We start from the raw sequence: 21,042 nt of genomic DNA, 5'->3' as shown, positions 1-21,042 counted from the left end.
AATGGGTTGTAAATCAGCGAAATGGCCAGCGGGATGGCATTACTCCTCCTCGTCCCGGCTTTTTAGCTTTTTGTCTTCCAGGTTCTTATTGAGGAATTCGTTCACACGGTCTACATCAAAGCTGGTAGTCACTTCCCCAAACTCGTTGATTTTGATCTCGAAGCCTTCCAAGTCTTTGTGCACACCGGGCTTTTCAGCTTTACTGTCCTCTTTTTTTGGATTGTTCTTTGCCATATAGCCAGCATTTTATTGATTCGGGCAGTGCAGCGGCTACGCTCCCACCATTTGGTTGAATGCCTTGAACGCCCTGCGCATACGGTTGGCGACTTCCTCCTGCCCGAGCAGTTCCATCATTTCGAAAACAGCCGGCCCTTTCATAGTGCCCGCGTTGGCCAGGCGGAGCATAGGCAGCACTTCGCCAAACTTCAGCCCGTGCGCTTCCATGAATTGCTCTGTAGCGGTGTTGATGGCTCCGGCCGAAAAGTCGGGCAGCCCTTCCAGGCTGTTAACGAGGGCCTCGAAAAGTTCGCTGCGTTCGGGGTCCCATCGTTTCTGCACCATTTTTTCCTCGTAGCCCCTTGGCGGCTCGAAGAAGTAGTAGCCATTTTCCCAGAAGTCGGTCAGCAGCGTGGCCCGCTCCTGCATCAGCCCAATGAAAGCGTAGAGGAAGTTTTGCCCTGGCTCGTGGCCTTGCGCTTTCAGCAAAGGCGCGACTTGCCCGGCCAGCTCTTCTATAGGGGCTTTGAGGATGTACTGCTGATTGAACCAATGGGCTTTGTCAATGCTAAATCGGCTGCCCGATTTGTTGATACGGGGCAGAGAGAAAGCGGCAATCAGCTGCTCCATTGAGAAAAGCTCCTGCTCGTCGCCGGGGTTCCAGCCCAGCAGGGCCAGGAAGTTGATGACCGCTTCGGGCAAAAAGCCATACTCCCGGAAGCCGATGAAGCTCTCCGCTTCTGAGCTGCCTTTCCATGACAATGGGAATACGGGGAAGCCAAGGCGGTCGCCATCGCGCTTGCTGAGCTTGCCGTACAGCGCGCTTTTCAGAAAAGCCTTGAGAGCAGCCTTGCCCTCGTCATCTTTGTCTTTCACCTTCAAGCCCGAGGCCAGGTTTTTTTTGTCCTGCAGGATCTGCAAGGCCAGCTGCTCAGCTTTGCCGCCGAGGCTGTCCGCTGCTTCGGGCATTTTGCGGGCAAACTCTTCTGTTAGGCGGGCGGCCAGGACTGGGGTAGAGGATTTGTCCAGGAAGCTCTCCGGCGCAGGCTTCAGGATGAGGGGCAGGTGGGCGAATGTGGGCATACTGTCTTCCCAGCCCAAAAAACGGTACAACAGTACGTGATGGGCGGTGCTGGAAAGCCATTCTTCCCCCCGTATGACATGCGTGATCTCCATCAGGTGGTCATCCACGATGTTGGCCAGGTGGTAAGTGGGCATACCGTCCGTCTTCACCAAGACCTTGTCGTCCAGCTCGTTGCTGTCAAAAGCCACTTCCCCCCGCACTTCATCCTGTATAAGTATCGTTTCGTGCTGCGGTATCTTCATGCGCACCACATAAGGAGTGCCATTTTGCAGCAGGGCCTCTACCTCGCTGCCCGGCAGGCTGAGGCTGTTGCGCATCCGCATCCGGGCACCGGCATCATACTTAAAGGTGGCGTCTTTTTCCCTTGCAGCTTCCAGCTCTTCAGCCGTATCAAAGGCATAATAAGCATGGCCAGCCTCGAGCAGCTGTTGTGCATACTGCTGGTAGGTGTTTTTGCGCTCAGACTGCCGGTAAGGGCCATAATCGCCGCCAATGCCCGGGCCCTCATCTGGAGAAATGCCGAGCCATTGCAGGGCTTCGAGTATATAAGCCTCCGCTCCAGGGACATACCTGGACTGATCGGTGTCTTCAATGCGCAGGATAAAAGTTCCGCCCTCTTTACGGGCCAGCAGGTAGTTGTAAAGCGCAGTGCGGACGCCGCCAATGTGCAGGGCACCTGTCGGGCTGGGCGCGAAACGAAGCCTCATATATCAAGTTTGTTTTTGATTTTGGTAAAACAGGCCGGCAAGCCGCCCTTATTCGTGCACGAATATCCAAAATTATTCACGGGTATCCTGATTTTTAGGGGGCCAGCGTAGCAATTTGTAACCTTCACGCACGTTGTACAGCCAACTGTTGCCCAAAAAAAATGCTTTTAGAAAAAAAATGCAAAAAAGTGAATTTTCAGGCAGCAAATTTCAAGTTTCATGCGTTGTCTTATTCAACTGAACTAACCTCAACAAGTTATTCTCGCTACAATGTGCCCGCCGTACAACCTGTAGCCTGCCCTGACTGAAATGCACTGCTGATCACCTTTCGGGTTGCTTGCACGAATGGAATGCCGTTCAAGCTGCTTGCTAAGGTTTTTCAGGTGTTTAGGTCAGCAATTTGTCGTATTCCCATACCATGAACATATTTAATCCAAAACAAATGTATCTCGTTAAGACGCCTCAAATTATCCAAAACCTCTTCCCGAACTTCACCTGGAAGATCCCTGCACAAGAGAAGGTGGTTTACCTTACTTTCGATGATGGCCCTATCCCGGCAGTCACCCCTTGGGTGCTGGAGCAGTTAAAAGCTTTTGATGCCAAAGGCACTTTCTTCTGCGTAGGCGACAACGTGCGCAAGTACCCCGACGTTTTTCAGCAGGTAGTGGATGCTGGCCACGCCGTAGGCAATCATACCTTCAACCACCTCAACGGCTGGACTACAGAGAACATCCCGTACTTCCACAACGTACGGCATTGCGCCAACCGTGTGAACTCGGTGCTTTTCCGCCCGCCCTACGGCCGTTTGAAGCCTAAACAGGCGCAGTTCCTGCAGCGACATTACCGCATTGTAATGTGGGATGTGCTCAGCGGAGACTTCGACCCGAAAATATCTGCAGAGCAATGTTTGTCCAATGTGGTGAACAATGCGGAGCCTGGATCTATTATTGTGTTCCACGATAGCCTTAAAGCCAAGGACAAGCTGCAGGAAGTGCTCCCGCAGGTACTCCGCCACTTTGCTGAAGAAGGCTATCAGTTTGGCAAGCTGAACGAGCGCGAGCTGATCCTCCCTGAGGTGCGGGTAAGCGCATAACGACAATCCTACCGGCTCAGCCCGGGCTGCGATAAGAATTCTGCAATGTTATTACGAATTGAGGGCTGCTCCCCGGCAAAGGGAGCGGCTTTTTTTATTGCTGCCCGGCCACTTCTGCCCCGAAAGGCTCCGATTCGGAAATGGTCATAGGCAAGCTGCTCCGTATGGCCCCCTGTTGTGTAGAGCTGAGGCGGCTGTACGCCTGCCCGAACCTCGCCTGTGCTTCCTCTTCCCACAGAGCAGCATAGGCAGACTGTAGGGCATCATACACTTGTACGTAGTATTGGTAAGGCGTGCTCCTGCTGTGCTGAAGTGCTATGACAGCATGGCGCGGGCTGCGTGGCCAATCTGAGCGCTGCTGACGGTTGAGTATGCTCTCCTGTAGGCGTACAGAGAGCTCGGCTAACGGCATGGGCTCCCCTTCGAACAAGGCCTGCCCTTGCTCATTGACGAAAAGGCTTAGGACATTGCGCTCAGCCAGGGGCGTAGGCGGCTGATTGCCCCAAGGGGGGAGCAATGCCCGGATGCCAGTGTCTGATGCAATGGTAGTAGTCACTAGGAAAAAAATGAGCAACAAGAAGGCGATATCAGCCATGGACCCGGCCTGTATAGCAGCAGCCGATCTGCGTGTTTTTTTGTTAAACATGAGCCTTAGGTTTTGATTAGACATGATGCGCCCGTAGAAATCAAGGGCTATACTTCTATCTTTATCCAAGATGCTGTGGCTACCGCTTTTGGTGCCCGGCCAAACTCTTACCACCATGAAGAACTGGCAGGCTCGTTGGCAAGCGCTATGGAACCCCAGCCAATACCACGGCTGGGGGCGTACCCGGAATTATTTTGAGGGCTGGTACTACAAAATTGTCAGCCCTTGTGAGCGCCATGCCCTGGCCCTCATACCGGGCATCGCTATGGACCCGCAGGGCAAGGCCGAAGCTTTCTTGCAAGTGCTGGATGGCAAAGCCTGTACTTCAGCATATCATGCTTATCCAGCAGCTGCCTTTGCCCCTTCTGCGGGCCGGTTCGAGGTAGAGCTGGGCCCGCACCGGTTTTGGGAAAGCGGGCTGCAGCTGGGCTTGCCACAGCTCGAAGGGGCCCTCTCCTTTTCTCGCCTCGCCCCCTGGCCCAGCCGGCCCTGGTCTCCAGGCATCATGGGCTGGTATACATTCGTGCCATTCATGGAATGCTACCATGGCGTGGTGAGCATGGGGCACCGATTGGAAGGGGTGTTGAAAATAAAAGGGGAAGAAGTAGACTTCACTGGCGGGCGGGGGTATGTGGAAAAGGATTGGGGGCGGTCCTTCCCCTCAAGCTGGGTATGGATGCAGAGCAACCACTTCGATGGGCAGGAAGGAACGTCCTTTATGGCATCAGTAGCCCGTATTCCTTGGCTAGGCACCCACTTCCCGGGCTACCTCGCCGGCTGGCACTGGGAGGGCAGGATATTCCCCTTCACAACTTACAACGGGGCAAAGCTCGCCCTTGAAGTGGATACGGAGCATAAAACGGTACAGCTAGACTTTTCCCGCAAAAATTACCGCTTATCCATTACGGCACATCAGCGGGGCGGGCAGGGAGCGCTCGCTGCCCCGGTAAGCGGCGCCATGGCCGGAAAGGTGAGCGAAAGCCTACAGTCAGAGCTAAAGGCAGCATTCTTCAAAGGCGGGGAATGCCTGTACCAGGGCGTAGGGCGGCATGCAGGGCTGGAAGTAGCCGGCAATGTGATAGGCGAGCTTTCGACGGTGCTGGGCGGCGGTTCGTAGAAATAACCGCACTCAGCCCGGCCTGCCGGGCATCCGGGTTGTTATTCCCCCAGTTAATTCCTAATTTGAGAAGCCGGGACAAACCACAGCCGAAACATGAAGAATCCATTTAAGCCCTATATCAAGAAATTTTCTGAGCAGGCTTTCTGGCAGAAGATACGAAATTACGGCCGGCAGGCCGGGCTGAAAACGGTGTACACAGCCCTCCTGCTGTTTTATGCCTACCGCCGAAAAGAGACCCCTGCCTGGGCCAAGAATATCATGCTAGGCACCTTGGGCTACTTTCTTTCTCCTATCGATGCAGTACCAGACCTGACCCCCGTGCTGGGGTACACTGACGATATAGGCGTCCTGGCTTTCGGCCTGGTCACTATTGCCGCCTATGTGGATGAAGGGGTCCGCTCAAAAGCCAAAAGCCGCCTGTCCACTTGGTTTGGGGCTTATGATGAAGAAGCCCTGGCGGAAGTGGATGAAAAACTGTAGCCCGGCCCGCTCCCGAAGGGGCTAAAATTGCTTACTTCCCTCTTCCCTTTTACGTTTATCGAAAAAAATAGGCGGTACTGCAACTACGCCCGAATATTGCAGTCGGTTAGTCAAGGCTATACCCAATAGCCAGGCCATTATTCAAATGGGGCAGGTACCTGCCTGCTCCAGCTACAAACACCCGACTGTATGAAAAACTTTATCTCATTGCTATCATTGTCCCTCGCGTTGGCGCTCATCATGCCAGCTTGGGCTCAGGAGGGCAGCCTGCGCGGGCAGCTGCTCGATGAAACGAAAGCGCCCGTGCCTTTTGCGAATGTCATCCTTTACCAGGCCTCGGATACAGCCATGGTCAAAGTGGAAGTGAGCGACGACGCTGGACTGTTCCGGTTCCAATCCCTCCCTGTAGGGGAATACCTGCTCAAAGCTTCCTATGTTGGCGCTGCTGATATTTGGAAAGCCGGCATACAACTACAGCCTGGCGCCCCCTATGACCTCGGGGCCCTTCAGTTCGGCTCCACTTCGATAGAGCTGGCCGAAGCCACTGTCACTGCCCGAAGGGCCATGGTGGAGGTCAAGCCCGACCGCACGGTGTTCAACGTTCAAGGCACCATCAACAGCACAGGCTCGGATGGGCTCACCTTGCTGCGCAAAGCGCCAGGGGTGACCGTAGACAACAACGACAACATCAATGTGCTCGGCCGCTCAGGGGTGTTGCTCTACGTGGATGGCAAACGCATGCCGCTGAGCGGGGAAGACCTGAGCAGTTTCCTGCAAAACCTCCCTGCCGATCAGATCGACCGCATAGACATCATCACCAGCCCGGGCGCCAAATACGAAGCGGAAGGCAATGCAGGCATCATCGATATCCGCCTGAAAAAAGACGACAAAGTAGGCGCCAACGGCTCCCTCAACGGCACCTTTAGCCAAGGCCGGTTCAACCGCTCCAACCTGAACGCTAGCGGTAACTTCCGGAACAAGCACCTCAACGTTTTTGCTGCCGCCGGCATAGCAGAGGGGGAAGGCTTCAATGAGATGAAGTTCCTCAGCCTACAAAACGGGCTACGGCTTGATGAAATCAACGACCATCGGCATGAGCGCCAAAACTTCAATTACCGGCTTGGCGCCGACTTCTTCCTTGGCAATAAGCACACCATCGGGTTCTTGGCTGACGGCCGTGGCTTCAATGGTGAACACCGGGCTTTCAACCGGATCGAAATTTTCAACTTGTCTATATCAGGAGAGCAGCCTGATAGCATCCTCGTCGCCCGCAATACATCTATGGACGAGCGGCAGCAGCAGACCTTCAACCTCAATTACCGCTTCGATAATGGCAAAGGGCGTACGCTCAATATCGATGCCGACTATGGCCGCTTCCGCAACGAGAGCGTGCGCTTCCAGCCCAATCAGTACTTTGACGCCAATGAAGGCGAGCTGCTGAGCGAGGTCATCAATAGCTTTGACACCCCAACCGATATCGATATTTATACCTTCAAAGCAGATTACGAACAGGCGCTGTGGGGCGGCAAAATGAGCACCGGGCTAAAGCTGAGCAAAGTCGTATCTGATAATACTTTCCTCTTCTTTGATGTTTTGGCCGGGGAGCCGGTAAGGAACGACAACTCCTCCAACCTTTTCAATTACGATGAAAATGTCTATGCCGGTTACATCAATTATGCGCGGCAGCTGGGCGAAAAGTGGAACTTTACCGCAGGGGTGCGCGCAGAGCAGACCGATGCTACCGGAGATCTGCAAGCCTTCAGGCCGGAGCTGCAGGAGCCGCCCGTGGAGCTCAACTACCTCAACTTTTTCCCCAATGTAGGCCTGACTTGGCAGGCCGCCCCCAATCATTCCCTTGCACTCAATTACGGCCGCCGGATCAACCGCCCGGACTACAACGTCCTCAACCCCTTCAACAACCAAATCAGTGAGCTGTCTTACGAAAAAGGCAATCCCTTCCTTCAGCCGGAGATCGTCAACAATATTGAGCTAGGCTATACCCTGGCCTACCGCTACAACTTCAAGCTGGCTTACAGCAAAACAACCGATCAGATCACCCGCCTTATGGCGCCCGATGAGAACGACCCCCGGGCCGGCTTCATCACCTGGGACAACCTCGCCAGCCAAACGGTGGTCAGCTTCAATGCTAGCGCACCCGTTCAGTTTTCGGAAAAATGGAATGCTTACTTCAACCTTAGCGCTTCTCACCTGGACAATCAGGCCGATTATGGGAACGGTGCGGTCGTAGATCTACAGGCCTTTACCTATACCGTTTATCAGCAGCACACCTTCAACCTGCCGTTCCAGCTGCAGGGCGAAATCTCTGGCTACTATAGCGGCCCGGGCGTATGGGGCGGGGTCTTTGAGTACGAAAGCAACTGGAGCCTCAACCTGGGGCTGCAGCGCAAGTTCTTCAAAGACAAGCTCAACCTCCGCGTCAGTGCAGACGACTTGTTCTACGAGACAGGCTGGGACGGGCGCTCAGATTTTGCAGGCTTGGTTTCCCGCGGCAGCGGGCGCTGGGACAGCCGGCGCATCAGCGTAAGCATGAACTACAGCTTTGGCAACCCAAATATCAAGTCGCGCCGCCGCAATACAGGCCTGGAAGATGAGGCTGGCCGCTTGGGGGGAGATTGACCATTCCACGAAAGTAAACCATCTAAGCACCCTGGGGCCATGAACACCCCAGGGCTTTTATTTGGCGCTCCCCAGCAGGCATACCGTTTGCAGCAGCAAGGCCCGGGCGACAGCCAGATTGCCGTTTCTTTTTAACCTGACCCTGCGCAATGTGATGGGCCTACCCCTGCCTGACAGCAGGGGTCGCTATGCTACGGGGCTCGCTATCCGCTCGGCCCTATCGGGCTTAAACCCCTTCGCAGCGCTAGTCCAATGCCAGGCTAAAGCCCTAAAGGCATAAACGCCCGTAGCATCTTAGTTTACGCCCTAAGGCCCTCCCCATATTCGGCGACTCTGCACAACTTGTCTTATATTTGGGAGAATGCCGGCACAAGGCCTCTAAAACTAACCCCCTTGGCTGCTGTGCCCGTTTGCATACCCACCGCCTATGAAAGACATCAAGAAAATCCTGATCTGCGAAGATGAGGAAATCCTTTTGACAGCGCTCAAGTTCCGTTTGCAAAAGCAAGGCTACGAGCTGACCCTAGCTTCTGATGGAGAAGAAGCCAAAGCCCTGCTCCAAAGCGACCCGCCTGACCTCCTGGTCACGGACATCAGCCTGCCAAACATCTCAGGCACAGAGCTGGTCACCTTCCTGCGGGAAAGCCAGCAAAAAGATACCCCTGTGATACTGATAGCCCCTATGGATGACGAAGAGGCCATTGCCGAAGCCATGCGCTTAGGGGCTAACGACTTTGTAACCAAGCCTTTTAAGCCGGTAGAGCTGGTCATCCGAATCAGGTGCATTTTCGAAGCTCAGGCTGCTTTAAAATAACCAAATCCTCATGAAAGGAATTATCCTTGCCGGCGGGCTCGGCACCCGCCTCTACCCGCTCACGCTAGCTGTCAGCAAACAGCTCATGCCTGTTTATGACAAGCCGATGATCTACTATCCTTTGTCCACGCTCCTTTCTGCTGGCATACGGGATATCCTCATCATCTCCACACCCCATGACCTTCCCAATTTCCGGAAACTCCTGGGGGACGGGAGCGAAATCGGGTGCAATTTCTCCTACATCCCCCAACATGAGCCCAATGGGCTGGCCCAGGCTTTTGTACTGGGCGAAGATTTTATCGACGGCGACCCTGCAGCCCTGATCTTAGGGGATAACATCTTTTACGGGGCTGGCCTGGACCAGCTGCTCAAGGAGAGCACCAACCCTGAAGGCGGCGTGGTGTTTGCCTATTGGGTCGCTGACCCCGAGCGCTATGGGGTCGTAGAGTTCGATGAAGGGTTCAATGCCATCTCCATTGAGGAGAAACCAGCCAAGCCAAAGTCCAATTATGCAGTGCCCGGGCTTTACTTCTACGACAATGAAGTGGTCGATATTGCCAAAAACCTAAAGCCCAGTGCAAGAGGGGAGTATGAGATCACCGATGTCAACAAGCACTACCTACGGGAGGAGAAGCTCAAGGTTGGCGTCTTGGGCCGTGGGGTGGCCTGGCTAGACACCGGCACCCACAAGTCCCTTATCCAGGCTGGGCAGTTCATAGAAGTTATAGAGGACCGGCAAGGGCTGAAGATTGGCTGCATTGAAGAAGTGGCCTATGAGCAAGGCTTTATCGATGCCGGGCAGCTGGAAAAACTAGGGCACAAATACCTCAAAAGCGGATATGGGGAATATTTGCTGAACCTGCTGCGGCAAGATTAGCCAGCCGAGGCCCTGCACCGCGACAGGAAACCGGCAACAGCCTGCCGCAGCAGGCTGTTGCCGGTCGCTGGCAGCAGTGGGCTTTCGGCAGTGCGTTTGGCTGCAGCCAAGCCTTGGGCCAAGGCAACCCTCCCTTGCTGCTGTACGGCAGCCATCCCATTGTTTTCCCAATGTTGAGCAAGGTACTCCTGCTCGGTCTGCCCTGGGGTAGGGATGAGCAGGAGGTGTCGTACCCCAAGGGCTGACCAGTCCATCAGGCTGCTATACCCGGGCCGGCTGATAACCACCTGGCTTTGGCGGGCCAGCACAGCCAATTGCCGCTGCCCAAGGTAAGGGTAGACCGTTACGCGGCCAACCTGTTTTGCCCCCCCTTGCACTGGGATGCCCTGTGCCAGCAAATGCCGCCCCGGCAGCCTCGTCAACTGTGCCAGCAGCTCTTGCTCCAGCCGGCTGCGCTGAGGCTCTGGCCCGGAAAGCACGGTCATGCTCTCGTAGGCAGGTGGGGGCAATACGGGCTGGCCTTGAGCAGAAAACCTCGAAAGTGCGCCAATGTAGCAAGTGGGCAAACCGCTGAGGGGCGGGTGCCCGAGCTCATGGCTTAGGTTGGCATGCCCTTCGTAATCGGGCACCCAACAAGCCCCAAATCGGCGGATGAAACCCGTGTTGAGCCAATTGGCCAACGCTCCTGTCCATTGAGACGGGGTGCGGATGTGGAGCTGATGAGTGAGGAAAACCGTTGGGCAGGCCTTGGTAAAGCATCCAAAACGGTTGTCGGAGATGACCCCTCCTATTTGGTGCCGCCGGATATAGCCTTGCAGTGCATGGTGTTCTGCCATGACCGTTTTCAAAAGCCCGGGCCCTTGCCTGGCCATGTTCCAGACCATAGAAGCAGAGGCGTAGCGGATGTCATAGGCTGGCAGCGGGAGATAGGGCAATCCGGGCCGCTCAGCCTGTAGGAACCGCCCGGCCCGGCCTGCTGAGGCCAGAACAGGCTGAGCGCCCTGATGCCGGAGCTCATCAATAAGGGGCAAGGAACGGGCAGCATGGCCCAGCCCCCAGTCTAAGGCAGCAACAAGGATATTCAGCTTCTTGGGCATCGCACTATTTGAAAAGACAGGAAAGTACCCCTTTGAGACAAAGTACCCGATTTCATTACCGGCAATTGCTCTGGTTTCGTTAATTTAGAAGAAATACTGTAAAATGGTGCCCCGAAAGATAACCTGTATTTTGATTTTCGCCATGCTGGCATTCAGCTCTTGCCGCACTTACAACTGTGGGTGCCCGATGGCAGAGGAGCCCTCCGCCTGGGGAAAAGAACAACCCGCTCGCTTATGGACCGCCCGCTGATCAAAAGGCAAACCACGCTGACCGCAAATGTTGTAGCCTTCTGCCGCTTCCTACGGCAGAAAGGGTACACCGTCGGGCCCAGGGAAGAGGCGGATGCGCTGCAAGCCTTACTGGCCATCGCGCCATTCCACAGCCCTGAGGCCATGCAGCTCTGCCTGCGCGCAGCTTTGGCACGGACGTACGCCCAGCTCCACACCTTTGATGAATTGTACACACAATACTGGCGGGAACTAGACAAAGCTGTTGATTCGAAGCTGAAAGACGGAGCGCCTGAGCCAGGCCAAAAGCAGAAGCCCAAAAGGGGCGCTCAGGAGCCCAGCCTGATGAACATCAAAAACTGGCTGCAGGGCAACACCCAGCAGGAGGAGGCCGAAATGGCCGCTTACAGCGCTCAAGAGGCTTTGTCGCATAAAGATTTTTCGGTTTTGGCCGAAGCCGAAATGGAAGAGATGAGGCAGCTCATAGCACGCATTGCGCGTGCCCTGGCCAGGCGGGAAAGCCGGCGCAGGAAAGCCAGCCCCAAACCTTTGCAGCTGGACCTCAGGCGTACCCTGCGCACCAATATGCGCCGGGGCGGGGAGCTGCTGGAGCTGCGCTATTACAAGCCTGCCCGCCACAAGAAGCAGATTGTCCTGCTTTGCGATGTGAGCAAATCCATGGACCTGTACAGCCGTTTCCTTATACAGTTCATGTACGGTTTACAGTCTGCCTATCAGCACATAGAGACGTTTGTTTTCAGCACACAGCTCTACCGGGCAACAGCGGCGCTGCGGCAGCGCGATTTTGGGCAGGCCCTTTCGGAGCTCTCCGGGCGAGTGCCCGGCTGGTCTGGGGGGACCCGTATTGGCGAGTCTTTTCACGCCTTCAGCAATGAACATGCCAACCGGCTGTTGAACAAACAGACGGTGGTCATCATCATGAGCGATGGCTGGGACACTGGCGATACCGCCCTGCTTGGCGAGAGCATGAAGCGTATTCATCAAAGGGCTGGCAAGGTCATCTGGCTGAACCCTCTGGCTGGCAGCCAAGCCTACGAACCGGAAACCCAAGGGATGCAAGCCGCCATGCCATATATTGATGTTTTTGCACCTGGCCACAATGCAGAAAGCCTGAAGGCGCTCCAACGGCAGTTGCGCTAGCTATTCCCCTCCGCCCCGCTGTCAACCAACTGATGTACGGCAGGCCAGGTGAGCTGGCTCTCGAAGCCTTTGCTGAGCGCATAGCGGACGAGCTTAGCCTTTCTTGCCCAAGGGTCGCTTTCCTGCAGCTGCCTGTCCTTCTTTTCGAGCAGCTCCCGAAGTGCCTGCTGGTAGTCCGGCTCTGAGATTTCGGCCATCCCCTTTTTGATGCAGTAGTCGGAAATTTGCCGTTGCTTCAGCTCCCGTGCAATGCGCTGCCGCCCCCACTGCTTCATCCGGAACTTCCCCCGGGCAAAGCTTTGGGCAAACCGTTCCTCATTGAGGAAGTTATCTTGTATCAGTTCTGTGATGATTTCTTCCCGCCAATCCGGGTATACGCCCATATCCATCAGTTTTTGGCGTACCTCCTGATGGCAGCGGTCTTGGTAAGCGCAAAAGTGCTGCAGCTTGGCCAGGGCTTCTTCTTTTGAGTACCATTTGGGCATAGTTGGACAGGTTTCTAATAGTTGAGCGTACAGGGAACAGGCCTTTGGAGTGGCCTTTACCTACTTGAGCGTAAACCAAAATGCCGCAGGCGTTTAGGCTTTATGGTCTGACATCGGCCTAGCGCTGCGCAGGGGTGGCAAGCCCGGTAGGGCCGAGCGGACAGCGAGCCCCGGAGCATAGCGGCACCTGCCATCGGGCAGGGGCAGGCCCCCTCACATTGCGCAGGGGCAGGCCCAAAAAGACAATCTGTTTTGCAGCGGCCCACTTGCTCGTCTAGGCTATAGCCGTAGCGAACCCCCGGCAGTTTATCCCGTTGCTATAAAACATGCTAAGCCTGGCACAAGTGAAGAGAACGTTAAATTTCCCTCATCATATAGCAGCCAGGCACGGCTAAAGTCCGGAAATTTATTTCCTTAGCAAAACAGACCTTTGTTCAACCCTAAAACAGTAATTATCAACTTATGGATTTTAACGAAATTCTAGCACAAGTACAAACTTTTATCGCTGCCTATGCCATGCAAGTTGTGGGGGCTATTCTGACCCTCATCATCGGCTTTTGGGTGATCGGGCGCATTACGCGCGTGGCGAAAAAAGCGATGTCGAAAACCATAGAGGATGAAGCCGTTCGCGACTTTTTGGGCTCTTTGGTCAGTATAGGGCTCAAGGTGCTGCTCCTATTGAGCGTTGCTTCCATGTTCGGGATAGAAGTGACCTCCTTTGTCGCTATTTTCAGCGCAATGGCATTTGCAGTAGGCTTGGCGCTACAGGGCAATTTGGCCAACTTTGCCAGTGGGGTGCTGATCCTGATCTTCCGGTTCTTCCGCGTAGGGGACTTTATCGAAGCCGGAGGGCATGCCGGTACCGTCAAGGACATCCACATCTTCCATACGGTCCTTGTAGCACTAGACAACCGGCTGATCATCATCCCGAACGGGCAGGTGACCGGCGGGGCGATCCAAAATTACACCGTACAAGGCATCCGCCGCCACGATCTTACTGTAGGCATAGGCTACGATGACGATATCGATAAGGCGCGCAATATCATAGAGGAAGTCGTAAAAGGGCTGCCGAATATCGAACTCGATGCGGGCTACGACATCTTCGTGAAGGAGCTGGCAGACAGCTCAGTAAATTTTGCGGTCCGCTTTATGGCAAAGAACGAGCACTTCTGGCCTGCCTACAAGGTCTTTTTCGAGCGCATCAAAAAGGAATTTGATGCCAATGATATTGGGATCCCTTTTCCACAAATGGACATTCACTTAGATAAGCTGAACTAAAAGGGTTTCCTTTTTTGAGTAGCCGAGCGGCAACAGCTCTCTCTTTTATGTAGAAGCCTCTTGCAAGAGAAAGCAATTATCTGTAATTTTGCGCGTGCCGGATGCAGCTGTTCCTTTTACAGCTTTGTAAAGCTTGATCATGCTGCATTCAGCCGCCTTAGGGTCCCATAGCTCAGCTGGTTAGAGCAACTGACTCATAATCAGTAGGTCCTTGGTTCGAGCCCAAGTGGGACCACACAGAAAAGCCTCAGCGACAGCTGGGGCTTTTTGCGTATCAGCTGAAGTTTTTGTAGTCAGGCTTGTTAGCATGCTGACTTATAGCACTTTTAGGTTTGAATCCGTGGAGCATAAAGCCTTATATTGTACATTGCCCGGAGTAGCCTTTGATATCAAGGGCCGTGGGCTATTCATTTTTAGGAGAAAATAAGGAGCGTCATGAAAAAACGTAAACTCAGCATCAATCAATTCGAATCGGCAAGGCTTGAAAAGGGCAAAGCCGTAAAGGTAAAAGGTGGCTATAAGTACAGCCCATCAGGCCCAGGTTTTACGGGATCTTTTATTTGGGAAGGCGTGGATGTGCGCAATGAGCTCATTCAGCGCGACCTCAAATCGGACACCAACAAGCAGAGCACGCTATTTGGCTAGAAGCAGCCCCCTCCTTTTCAACTATGCACCGCAGCTGCTCAAGCTGTCAGGCAGAACGCGCCCGCTCATATTGATCTTGCAGCACTTCAGCGAAGGTGCGGCCTTCAATTTTGCTTTTCAGCCAGGCCATGATGTCAAATGCTTTGGTGAAAAAGCTTTGCGTTTGAGCGGGCTCGCCCCGCTCAAACGCATCTTTAATGCTGCTGTAGGCCCCTAATAAATCCTGCTTCGATGGCGCATTGATGGCCTTCCTGAGCAAGCTTAGCAGCTCCTGCTCCATTCTGTGCAGCTGCCCTCTTTTCTTCAGGTAGCGGTAAGTCGACCTGAGCAAGGAGTCGAGCAATACATAGTTGCCCAGCTCAAAGTGTACAATAAGGTTGAGTATGCGCGCGATGCCTTGCAGGTCTTGCCGCTCTACCGTGTAGTCTAAGTTGAGCCACTGATTCAGGAAAGCAAGGGCTTCATCGTATGCCCCGGCACCGAAGGCAATGTAGAAGTAGTTGTAGAAAAACGTAGGGGTCTCGAAGAAATGAGCCTCAAAACGCTCCCGGGCTTTTAGGTGGGCCCGGAGCTCCTTCATGCCCAGCTCAAACTCCCCTCGGGCAATGCAGAGCGAGAAACGGTTTTGATAATATTGCCGGTGTATCTTCAGCTCGTCATCGGAAGTGAGCGGGGGCACTTGCTTGAGTTTCAGCAAATGCGCTTGCAGCTCCTCGTGCCGCCCGAGCCGGCCACAGCTCATGATGAGGTTGCTCAGAGCAGAAATGTACTCCGAAACGTCTTCTTTCAAGAAGTGTGGCTGAGACTCCATAAGGCGGATAAGCTCGTGGCTGAGCTCATAAAACCCCTGTAGGTCTGAGATGGCCAGCCGGTAAATGGAAAGCGTCCGGAAGTAGTACACCCGAGCCTGATGGGAGTTGGCCCTCGAAGCCTCTTGCAGCAAGGGGTCGTCCACTACTTCGCCCAGCTTCTGCCGGTAATCGGCCCCGATCAGGGAGGCGTCTTTGCGCAAGGAGACTAGCAGCCGGAAGAAAAGGTTGCGGTAGGCCGAGACCGTCTGTAGCTGCTCGATGGTGAAACGTTCCTCCTCGCTGATGCGGGGGAGGGCCTCGTCTAGGTAGTCGATATCGGCCCTTGCATAAGCCAGCTGCTTTTCCCACCCCAATAGGTCTAGCAGTGCAGTAAACTGCTCGTACTGCCGGGCCGTTTTCTTTGCTTTGGCCAATATTTCCTGGCAGGCATCAAAGCGGGAGCGCCGGAACAACACCCGTATGCTCAGCAAATAGTGCTTGATCCTGTAGTCCGCTGAGGTCTTCTCATCGTACCCCTGCAAGCTCCTCAACACCCAGTCATAGAGGTAACTTTTCAGCTCGGAGTACTTCCGGCTTTGTACAGGGCTGTTCCCGTAAACGGCTTTGCGCAGCAGGCCGTCATCAAAAGACTGTTGTGCATCTATAGCATCGAATAGCCGCAGGTACTTGCTATCTGGGCCTGCCTGCTTCCCTGCGTATACTTTAAAGTACCTTTTCTCAGAGCCGGAGAGCCCTTTGATGAGGTCGAAAAGCTTATGAGAGGGTGTCTTTGGCATAAACTGAGGTGGTTGTGGTGCGGCTTAAACGCTTGCTGGGAGCGGTTTCGCCTTAAAAATCAAGGATTCAGGCCCGCCTGCTGTGCCAGCATGGCCACCTGGGATCTGGAAAAGCCACTAAATTTGAGCTTAGCAGGCTAAATGAAAATTTACCGAGGAAGCCAGGTTCATAAAGCGTTGCTCTGCAATAGGAACAACCCCTAAACGCCGACCGGGCTGAAATAGCTGTGCAAAGTACAAGATTATCTGCACTTCAGAAACCTGACAATTGTACAAATACTGAATTGCCAATAGCGGTCTTTTCATTCATATTGTGCGGAGTTCTGGCAATGAGTAAAACCAAAACTGGATTTTCCACAGATCTCCAAACTTGTGCTATGAAAACAATCTTACTAAAAGGAGCCTCCCGGCTAAATAGCTTGCGCCCTGTGCCAGGGAAAGCACCGGCCAAAGTAGCCTTCCCGGTCATGGAGGGGCTGCTCTTCCGCAAGCCTGCAGATATCCTTTACCTGCAGGCTGAAGGGAATTACACCAGTATTTGGTTCAAGGATGGCAGCCGGACCCTGCTGTCACAGAACCTTCGCCACACGGAGCGCCTGCTGCATGGGCGGGCGGAGTTTGTGCGGGTGCACCGCTCGCACACGGTCAACCTTACCTGCTTGGAGCGCTATGTACGGGGCAGGAACGCCTATGTGGTATTGGACAATGGACAGGAGATACCGGTGGCACAAGCCCGGCGGAGCGAATTTTGGCAGACCCTGCGTGATTACTTCAGCGTAGAATAACCTCTGCCCTGCACAAAGCCCGGCTGTTTTCCCTAGCTTTGCCAGCCCTTTATCTGCTGAAGCGCATGAAAATAGCCATCAATACCCGTTTCCTGCTCGCCGGTCGGCTCGAAGGCATCGGCCGGTACACCCATGAGGTATGCCGGCGGCTTGTAGAAGCCTGCCCGGAGCACGAGTTCTTTTTTTTCTTCGACCGCCCCTACTCAGAAACATTCTGCTACGCAAACAATGTCAACCCTATAGTAGTGCCTCCTCCAGCCCGCCACCCTGTCCTTTGGTACGCTTGGTTTGAGTGGGCCTTGCCCCTTGCCCTTCGCTACTACAAGCCCGATGTGTTGTTCTCCCCTGATGGGTATTTGTCCCTTTCTGCAAAAACCCCCACAGTGCTTACCATACATGACCTTGCTTTTGAGCACTTCCAGGAGCACGTCCCAGGGCTGGTCAACAGGTATTACCGGCATTTCACCCCAAGATACTGCCGGCGTGCGCAGCACATACTGACCGTATCAGGCTATACCGCAGAAGATGTGGCAGCCCGGTACGGCATCTCTACGGAGAAGGTGTCGGTATGCGGGAATGCGGGGCGCAGCAGTTTGCAGCCGCTGGAGGAATCAGGAAAAGCAGAAGCCCGCAGCCGTTATGCAGAGGGGGCCCCTTATTGGCTATATGTTGGCGCCATCCACCCGCGGAAAAACATCCACCGCCTGATTGAGGCGTTCGATGCCTTCAAAAGGCAGACCGGGCACCCAGCGCGCTTGATCCTGGCGGGCCGTTTTGCCTGGCAGCCGGGCCCCGTGCTAGCTGCTTTCGAGGCAGCAGCCCACAAGGCCCACATCCATTTTACCGGTTTCGTGCCCGATGAAGAGCTCCCTCTGCTGATGGGGGGCGCAATGGGCTTTGTATACCCCTCCTTGTTCGAAGGCTTTGGGCTGCCCCTGCTTGAGGCGATGCAGGTGGAAGTGCCCATCATCACGTCTGCTGTTTCTTCCATGCCAGAGGTGGCCGGGCCAGCTGCACTGCTCATAGACCCCTACCGGGTGGAGGATATCTCAAGCGCCATGGCCCGCCTCGCCTACGACGAGCCACTACAACAGCAACTGATCGCCTGTGGCAGGCAGCAGCAGCAGCATTACTCTTGGGAGAAAACGGCCGAAATAGTCGCAGCGAGCCTGTACGAAGTGGCTAACGGTGGCGGCGATAAACGAAAACAGCTCCGCCCAGGCCAATAAGGAATAAGGCTATGGCAATGAGCTGAGCCTGTGTATAGCCTAGCCCGCCCAGCTCGTATACTTCATTGATGCGCACCTTCTCTATGAAAAAGCGCTCTACCCCGTTGAGCGTAAGGTAAAGGAAAAACAATATCCCTGGGTAGCCGGCGGCAGCTTTCCTCAGGCCAAGCAACAGCCCGCCTATGCCAAAAGCCATAGCCGTTTCGTAAATTGGCGTAGGGTAGACCGGCGGGCTCAGGCGGGTACAGTACTTCATCTCACAGCCTGCAATCTCTACCCCTCTGCGCAGCACATTGTGCGGGTAGTCGTAAGCCCATGCCCAGTCCGGAAGGAACCACCAAACAGGCACAGGCGCTGCATTGACAATGCCCCAGTCGCCGTCTCCAGAGAAATGGCAGCCCAGCCGCCCCACGCCATATGCGATGATCAAGGCTGGCGCCACTGCATCGAGCACGGGTACAATTGGGATGTTTTTCCGCTTCAGGTAGAGCGCCACGAAGAGGAAGCCAAAAATAAGCCCGCCGTATATGGCCAGCCCGCCCCCAGAAAGCAAAGTGCCCAGCGGATCGGCCAGGAGGGCAGGGATATCTTCAATCACAGCAAAAAACTTCGCCCCTATTACCCCAGAAAGCGCAGCTATCATGGTGATTTCTCCTATGCGGTCGTGGGGATAAAGGTGTTGCACTACAGCCTTGCCACCGCTCTTTGCTTTGCGGTTGCCATCCCAGTAGCGGTAGCCGGCAAAAGCCGCGCCCAGCAACAGCCCGGCGGGCCAGTGGCCTGCTGTGGAAAGGAGGACTTCCGCTGCGTCGGCTTTCAATGCCGTGAAGTTGAGCAGGGCATAGGCCAGCTTGTAGCCAAGCAGAAACCCCCATATGCCGCTCGAGGCGATCTCCATGGGCTTGGGCGGCTTGTTGAGCTCAATGCGCACCTTCTCTGGCTCGAAAACCCCCAATTGGGCTTTCCGCTTCAGCTCCCGCTGTAAGATGAACGCAGCCGAAAGGATGGCGAGCACCAGAAATACGCCAAACGTTTTGAAAATCGATAGCCAGTTGTCGGCCGGGGTGCCCAGCAAGTCATGAAAAAAGTACGATAAGTCCGGGTACATACAGAGGCGTATTGAACAGGGTTAAGGTAAAGGCACCAACTACTGAAAGCGAGTGGTTTGGATACAAAAGCCAAGCGGTATCAGCTTGCCGGAAGATGTGCTGCCAGTACTGCGCTCATGCTCCCATTGGGCAGTGGCTGGCCCAGATGTACAGCGCCAAGGCGGTTGATCAATTCTGGCTGAAGGGGCAGATCTACTTTGAGATAGTTGTCAGTGTAGCCCGACATCCGGCCCTCCTCTTTGCTTTGCTCAAAAAGGACCTCCCTTGTCCCGCCCTCAAACTGTGCATAAAAATGGCGGCGCTTTTTCTCGCTGAGGATGGTCAGCATCTTATTGCGCCGCCGGCGCTCTTCCATATCTACGTGGTCGGCTCGCTCATAAGCCGGTGTATTAGGCCGCTCACTGTAGGTGAAGACATGCAGGTAGGAGATGTCCAGCGCATTGAGGAAACGGTAGGTTTCCAGGAAATCGTCCTCCGTTTCGCCCGGGAAGCCTACAATCACATCAACTCCTATGCAGCAGTGGGGCATCAGCGCCTTGATCTGGGCCACCCGGTCTTCATAAAGCTCCCGTTTGTAGCGCCGTCGCATTTCGCGCAGCTGCTTATTGTTGCCCGATTGCAAAGGCATATGGAAGTGCGGGACAAAGCGCCGGGACTGCGCCACAAAGCGGATGACTTCATCCGTGCAGAGGTTGGGCTCAATGGAAGAGATACGGAACCGGTCTATATTCTCCACCTCGTCGAGCTCGCGGATAAGGTCAATGAACATCGCCTCTTTCTTAGGGCGTACCCCTTCGATCACCTCTGTGCCATTGCCGAAGTCGCCAATATTGACACCGGTGAGCACAATTTCGCGCACGCCCATATCTCCTATCCGGCGAGCGTTGGCCAGTACATTCTCCACTGTGTCGCTCCTGCTGCGCCCCCGGGCGAGCGGGATGGTACAGAAGGTGCATTTGTAATCGCACCCATCCTGCACTTTCAGAAAGGAGCGGGTGCGGTCGCCAAAGGAAAAAGCATTGACAAACTCGTTGGCCTCGGCCACTTCTCCTGCGCGGACCATCCCTTTGCCAGGCGCCTTGCTGAGCTCTTCTACAAAATCGAGGATACGGAACTTTTCGGCTGCGCCAAGCACAAGGTCTACGCCTTCTATCTCAGCAATTTCTTCAGGCTTGAGCTGTGCGTAGCAGCCTACTACCACTACCTTCGCATCAGGGGCTTTCTTGAGCGCCCGCCTCACTATCTGCCGGCACTTTTTATCTGCAAAATCTGTGACCGAACAAGTGTTGATGACGTAAATATCGGCACCGTCCTGGAACTCCTGAACGGCATAGCCGGCATCTTCAAACAAACGCCCTATGGCGGAGGTTTCCGAGTAGTTGAGCTTGCAGCCCAAGGTATAAAATGCAACGCTGCGTGGTGTAGCCATGCTGTATCCCTTCCTTTTGAAGGCCCGGTAGGCGGGCCCGTAATATGATTAACGGATAGATAACCCGTTGGGGCCCTGCAAAGTTAGCGATTAATGCGTACTTCGCCAGCCATCAGCAGTTTATACTGGGCGCCAACCAGATGGTCGCTTTTTTGGCCTGCCCCCTCCGTAAGGATAGGGGCCTGCCCCTGCCGCAAGGAGGGGGCAGCGGGCAGGTGCCGCTATGCTACGGGGCTCGCTGCCCGCTCGGCCCCTCGCCCTACGGGCGTCGGGTCTGGCCTTCGCCCCCCCTTCGCAGCGCTAGGCCGATGCCAGGCTATAAAGCCCGAAAAGC

At 54.8% G+C, this 21,042-nt stretch carries 19 protein-coding genes and 1 tRNA gene; 12 read left to right on the top strand and 8 right to left on the bottom strand.

Annotated elements, in window-relative coordinates:
- Window positions 1-39 precede the first annotated feature (39 nt).
- A complete protein-coding gene (locus FRY97_RS10185; RefSeq protein ID WP_147167420.1) occupies window positions 40-234 on the bottom strand; it encodes a hypothetical protein in 195 nt (64 codons plus the stop codon).
- 36 nt (window positions 235-270) lie between these two features.
- Window positions 271-2,007, bottom strand: a complete 1,737-nt coding sequence (gene gltX / locus FRY97_RS22335) for a glutamate--tRNA ligase (protein WP_170254578.1) — start codon at window positions 2,005-2,007, stop codon at window positions 271-273.
- 442 nt (window positions 2,008-2,449) lie between these two features.
- Between gltX and FRY97_RS10175 the strand changes: the two genes are divergently transcribed.
- Window positions 2,450-3,100 carry a polysaccharide deacetylase family protein gene (locus tag FRY97_RS10175; RefSeq protein ID WP_147167418.1) on the top strand — a complete coding sequence of 217 codons (651 nt, stop codon included), beginning with the start codon at window positions 2,450-2,452 and terminating at the stop codon, window positions 3,098-3,100.
- Window positions 3,101-3,194: 94 nt separating this feature from the next.
- Here the strand turns inward: FRY97_RS10175 and FRY97_RS10170 are convergent, their stop codons facing one another.
- Entirely contained in the window at window positions 3,195-3,746 is a 552-nt protein-coding gene (locus FRY97_RS10170) for an ExbD/TolR family protein (RefSeq protein WP_147167417.1), read from the bottom strand.
- Window positions 3,747-3,861: 115 nt separating this feature from the next.
- Between FRY97_RS10170 and FRY97_RS10165 the strand changes: the two genes are divergently transcribed.
- The 5 genes from FRY97_RS10165 to rfbA all read left to right on the top strand — a co-directional run bounded on the left by FRY97_RS10165 (window position 3,862) and on the right by rfbA (window position 9,674).
- Window positions 3,862-4,863 (top strand): tocopherol cyclase family protein, encoded by a 1,002-nt coding sequence (locus tag FRY97_RS10165; protein WP_147167415.1) that lies wholly within the window; start codon window positions 3,862-3,864, stop codon window positions 4,861-4,863.
- 96 nt (window positions 4,864-4,959) lie between these two features.
- The gene (locus FRY97_RS10160; RefSeq protein ID WP_147167413.1) at window positions 4,960-5,346 is read left to right on the top strand and encodes a YkvA family protein; all 387 of its coding nucleotides are present in this window, start codon (window positions 4,960-4,962) and stop codon (window positions 5,344-5,346) included.
- 189 nt (window positions 5,347-5,535) lie between these two features.
- On the top strand, window positions 5,536-7,983 hold the full coding sequence (locus FRY97_RS10155; RefSeq protein ID WP_147167412.1) for a TonB-dependent receptor: 2,448 nt from the start codon (window positions 5,536-5,538) through the stop codon (window positions 7,981-7,983).
- 427 nt (window positions 7,984-8,410) lie between these two features.
- A complete protein-coding gene (locus FRY97_RS10150) occupies window positions 8,411-8,797 on the top strand; it encodes a response regulator transcription factor (RefSeq protein ID WP_147167410.1) in 387 nt (128 codons plus the stop codon).
- A gap of 10 nt (window positions 8,798-8,807) precedes the next feature.
- Window positions 8,808-9,674 carry a glucose-1-phosphate thymidylyltransferase RfbA gene (rfbA, locus tag FRY97_RS10145; protein ID WP_147167408.1) on the top strand — a complete coding sequence of 289 codons (867 nt, stop codon included), beginning with the start codon at window positions 8,808-8,810 and terminating at the stop codon, window positions 9,672-9,674.
- Here rfbA and FRY97_RS10140 read toward each other — a convergent pair.
- Window positions 9,671-10,771 (bottom strand): glycosyltransferase, encoded by a 1,101-nt coding sequence (locus tag FRY97_RS10140; RefSeq protein WP_147167407.1) that lies wholly within the window; start codon window positions 10,769-10,771, stop codon window positions 9,671-9,673. The genes rfbA and FRY97_RS10140 overlap by 4 nt on opposite strands.
- Before the next feature lie 234 nt (window positions 10,772-11,005).
- On the opposite strand from FRY97_RS10140, the gene FRY97_RS10135 reads away from it, so the two are divergent.
- Window positions 11,006-12,160 carry a vWA domain-containing protein gene (locus FRY97_RS10135; protein WP_211356845.1) on the top strand — a complete coding sequence of 385 codons (1,155 nt, stop codon included), beginning with the start codon at window positions 11,006-11,008 and terminating at the stop codon, window positions 12,158-12,160.
- Here FRY97_RS10135 and FRY97_RS10130 read toward each other — a convergent pair.
- Complete coding sequence (locus FRY97_RS10130) at window positions 12,157-12,645, bottom strand: regulatory protein RecX (RefSeq protein ID WP_147167406.1); 489 nt, start codon at window positions 12,643-12,645, stop codon at window positions 12,157-12,159. The genes FRY97_RS10135 and FRY97_RS10130 overlap by 4 nt on opposite strands.
- Window positions 12,646-13,107: 462 nt before the next feature.
- Between FRY97_RS10130 and FRY97_RS10125 the strand changes: the two genes are divergently transcribed.
- From FRY97_RS10125 to FRY97_RS10115, 3 genes are all read left to right on the top strand, one after another.
- The gene (locus FRY97_RS10125) at window positions 13,108-13,923 is read left to right on the top strand and encodes a mechanosensitive ion channel family protein (protein WP_147167405.1); all 816 of its coding nucleotides are present in this window, start codon (window positions 13,108-13,110) and stop codon (window positions 13,921-13,923) included.
- 161 nt (window positions 13,924-14,084) lie between these two features.
- Window positions 14,085-14,158 (top strand) — tRNA-Ile (locus FRY97_RS10120).
- A 200-nt stretch (window positions 14,159-14,358) separates the two neighbouring features.
- Window positions 14,359-14,568: a hypothetical protein gene (locus FRY97_RS10115; protein WP_147167403.1), complete on the top strand. Its 210-nt coding sequence runs from the start codon at window positions 14,359-14,361 to the stop codon at window positions 14,566-14,568.
- A gap of 46 nt (window positions 14,569-14,614) precedes the next feature.
- Here FRY97_RS10115 and FRY97_RS10110 read toward each other — a convergent pair whose 3' ends face one another.
- Window positions 14,615-16,156: a hypothetical protein gene (locus FRY97_RS10110; RefSeq protein ID WP_147167402.1), complete on the bottom strand. Its 1,542-nt coding sequence runs from the start codon at window positions 16,154-16,156 to the stop codon at window positions 14,615-14,617.
- Window positions 16,157-16,533: 377 nt separating this feature from the next.
- Here FRY97_RS10110 and FRY97_RS10105 point away from each other — a divergent pair, with 377 nt between their 5' ends.
- Window positions 16,534-16,941, top strand: coding sequence for a LytR/AlgR family response regulator transcription factor (locus FRY97_RS10105; protein WP_170254577.1), 408 nt, complete (start codon window positions 16,534-16,536; stop codon window positions 16,939-16,941).
- 65 nt (window positions 16,942-17,006) lie between these two features.
- Window positions 17,007-18,170, top strand: a complete 1,164-nt coding sequence (locus tag FRY97_RS10100) for a glycosyltransferase family 4 protein (RefSeq protein ID WP_147167400.1) — start codon at window positions 17,007-17,009, stop codon at window positions 18,168-18,170.
- Here the strand turns inward: FRY97_RS10100 and FRY97_RS10095 are convergent.
- Window positions 18,124-19,278, bottom strand: a complete 1,155-nt coding sequence (locus tag FRY97_RS10095; RefSeq protein WP_147167399.1) for a prolipoprotein diacylglyceryl transferase — start codon at window positions 19,276-19,278, stop codon at window positions 18,124-18,126. The two genes, FRY97_RS10100 and FRY97_RS10095, sit on opposite strands and share 47 nt — an antisense overlap.
- An 80-nt stretch (window positions 19,279-19,358) precedes the next feature.
- Entirely contained in the window at window positions 19,359-20,708 is a 1,350-nt protein-coding gene (mtaB, locus tag FRY97_RS10090; protein ID WP_147167398.1) for a tRNA (N(6)-L-threonylcarbamoyladenosine(37)-C(2))-methylthiotransferase MtaB, read from the bottom strand.
- Window positions 20,709-21,042: the final 334 nt, after the last annotated feature.

Origin of the sequence: Phaeodactylibacter luteus, assembly GCF_007993045.1 — a bacterium.
GTDB lineage: Bacteria > Bacteroidota > Bacteroidia > Chitinophagales > Saprospiraceae > Phaeodactylibacter > Phaeodactylibacter luteus.
The sequence above is the reverse complement of the archived record's forward strand: the minus strand, read 5'-3'. Positions and strand labels throughout refer to the sequence as shown.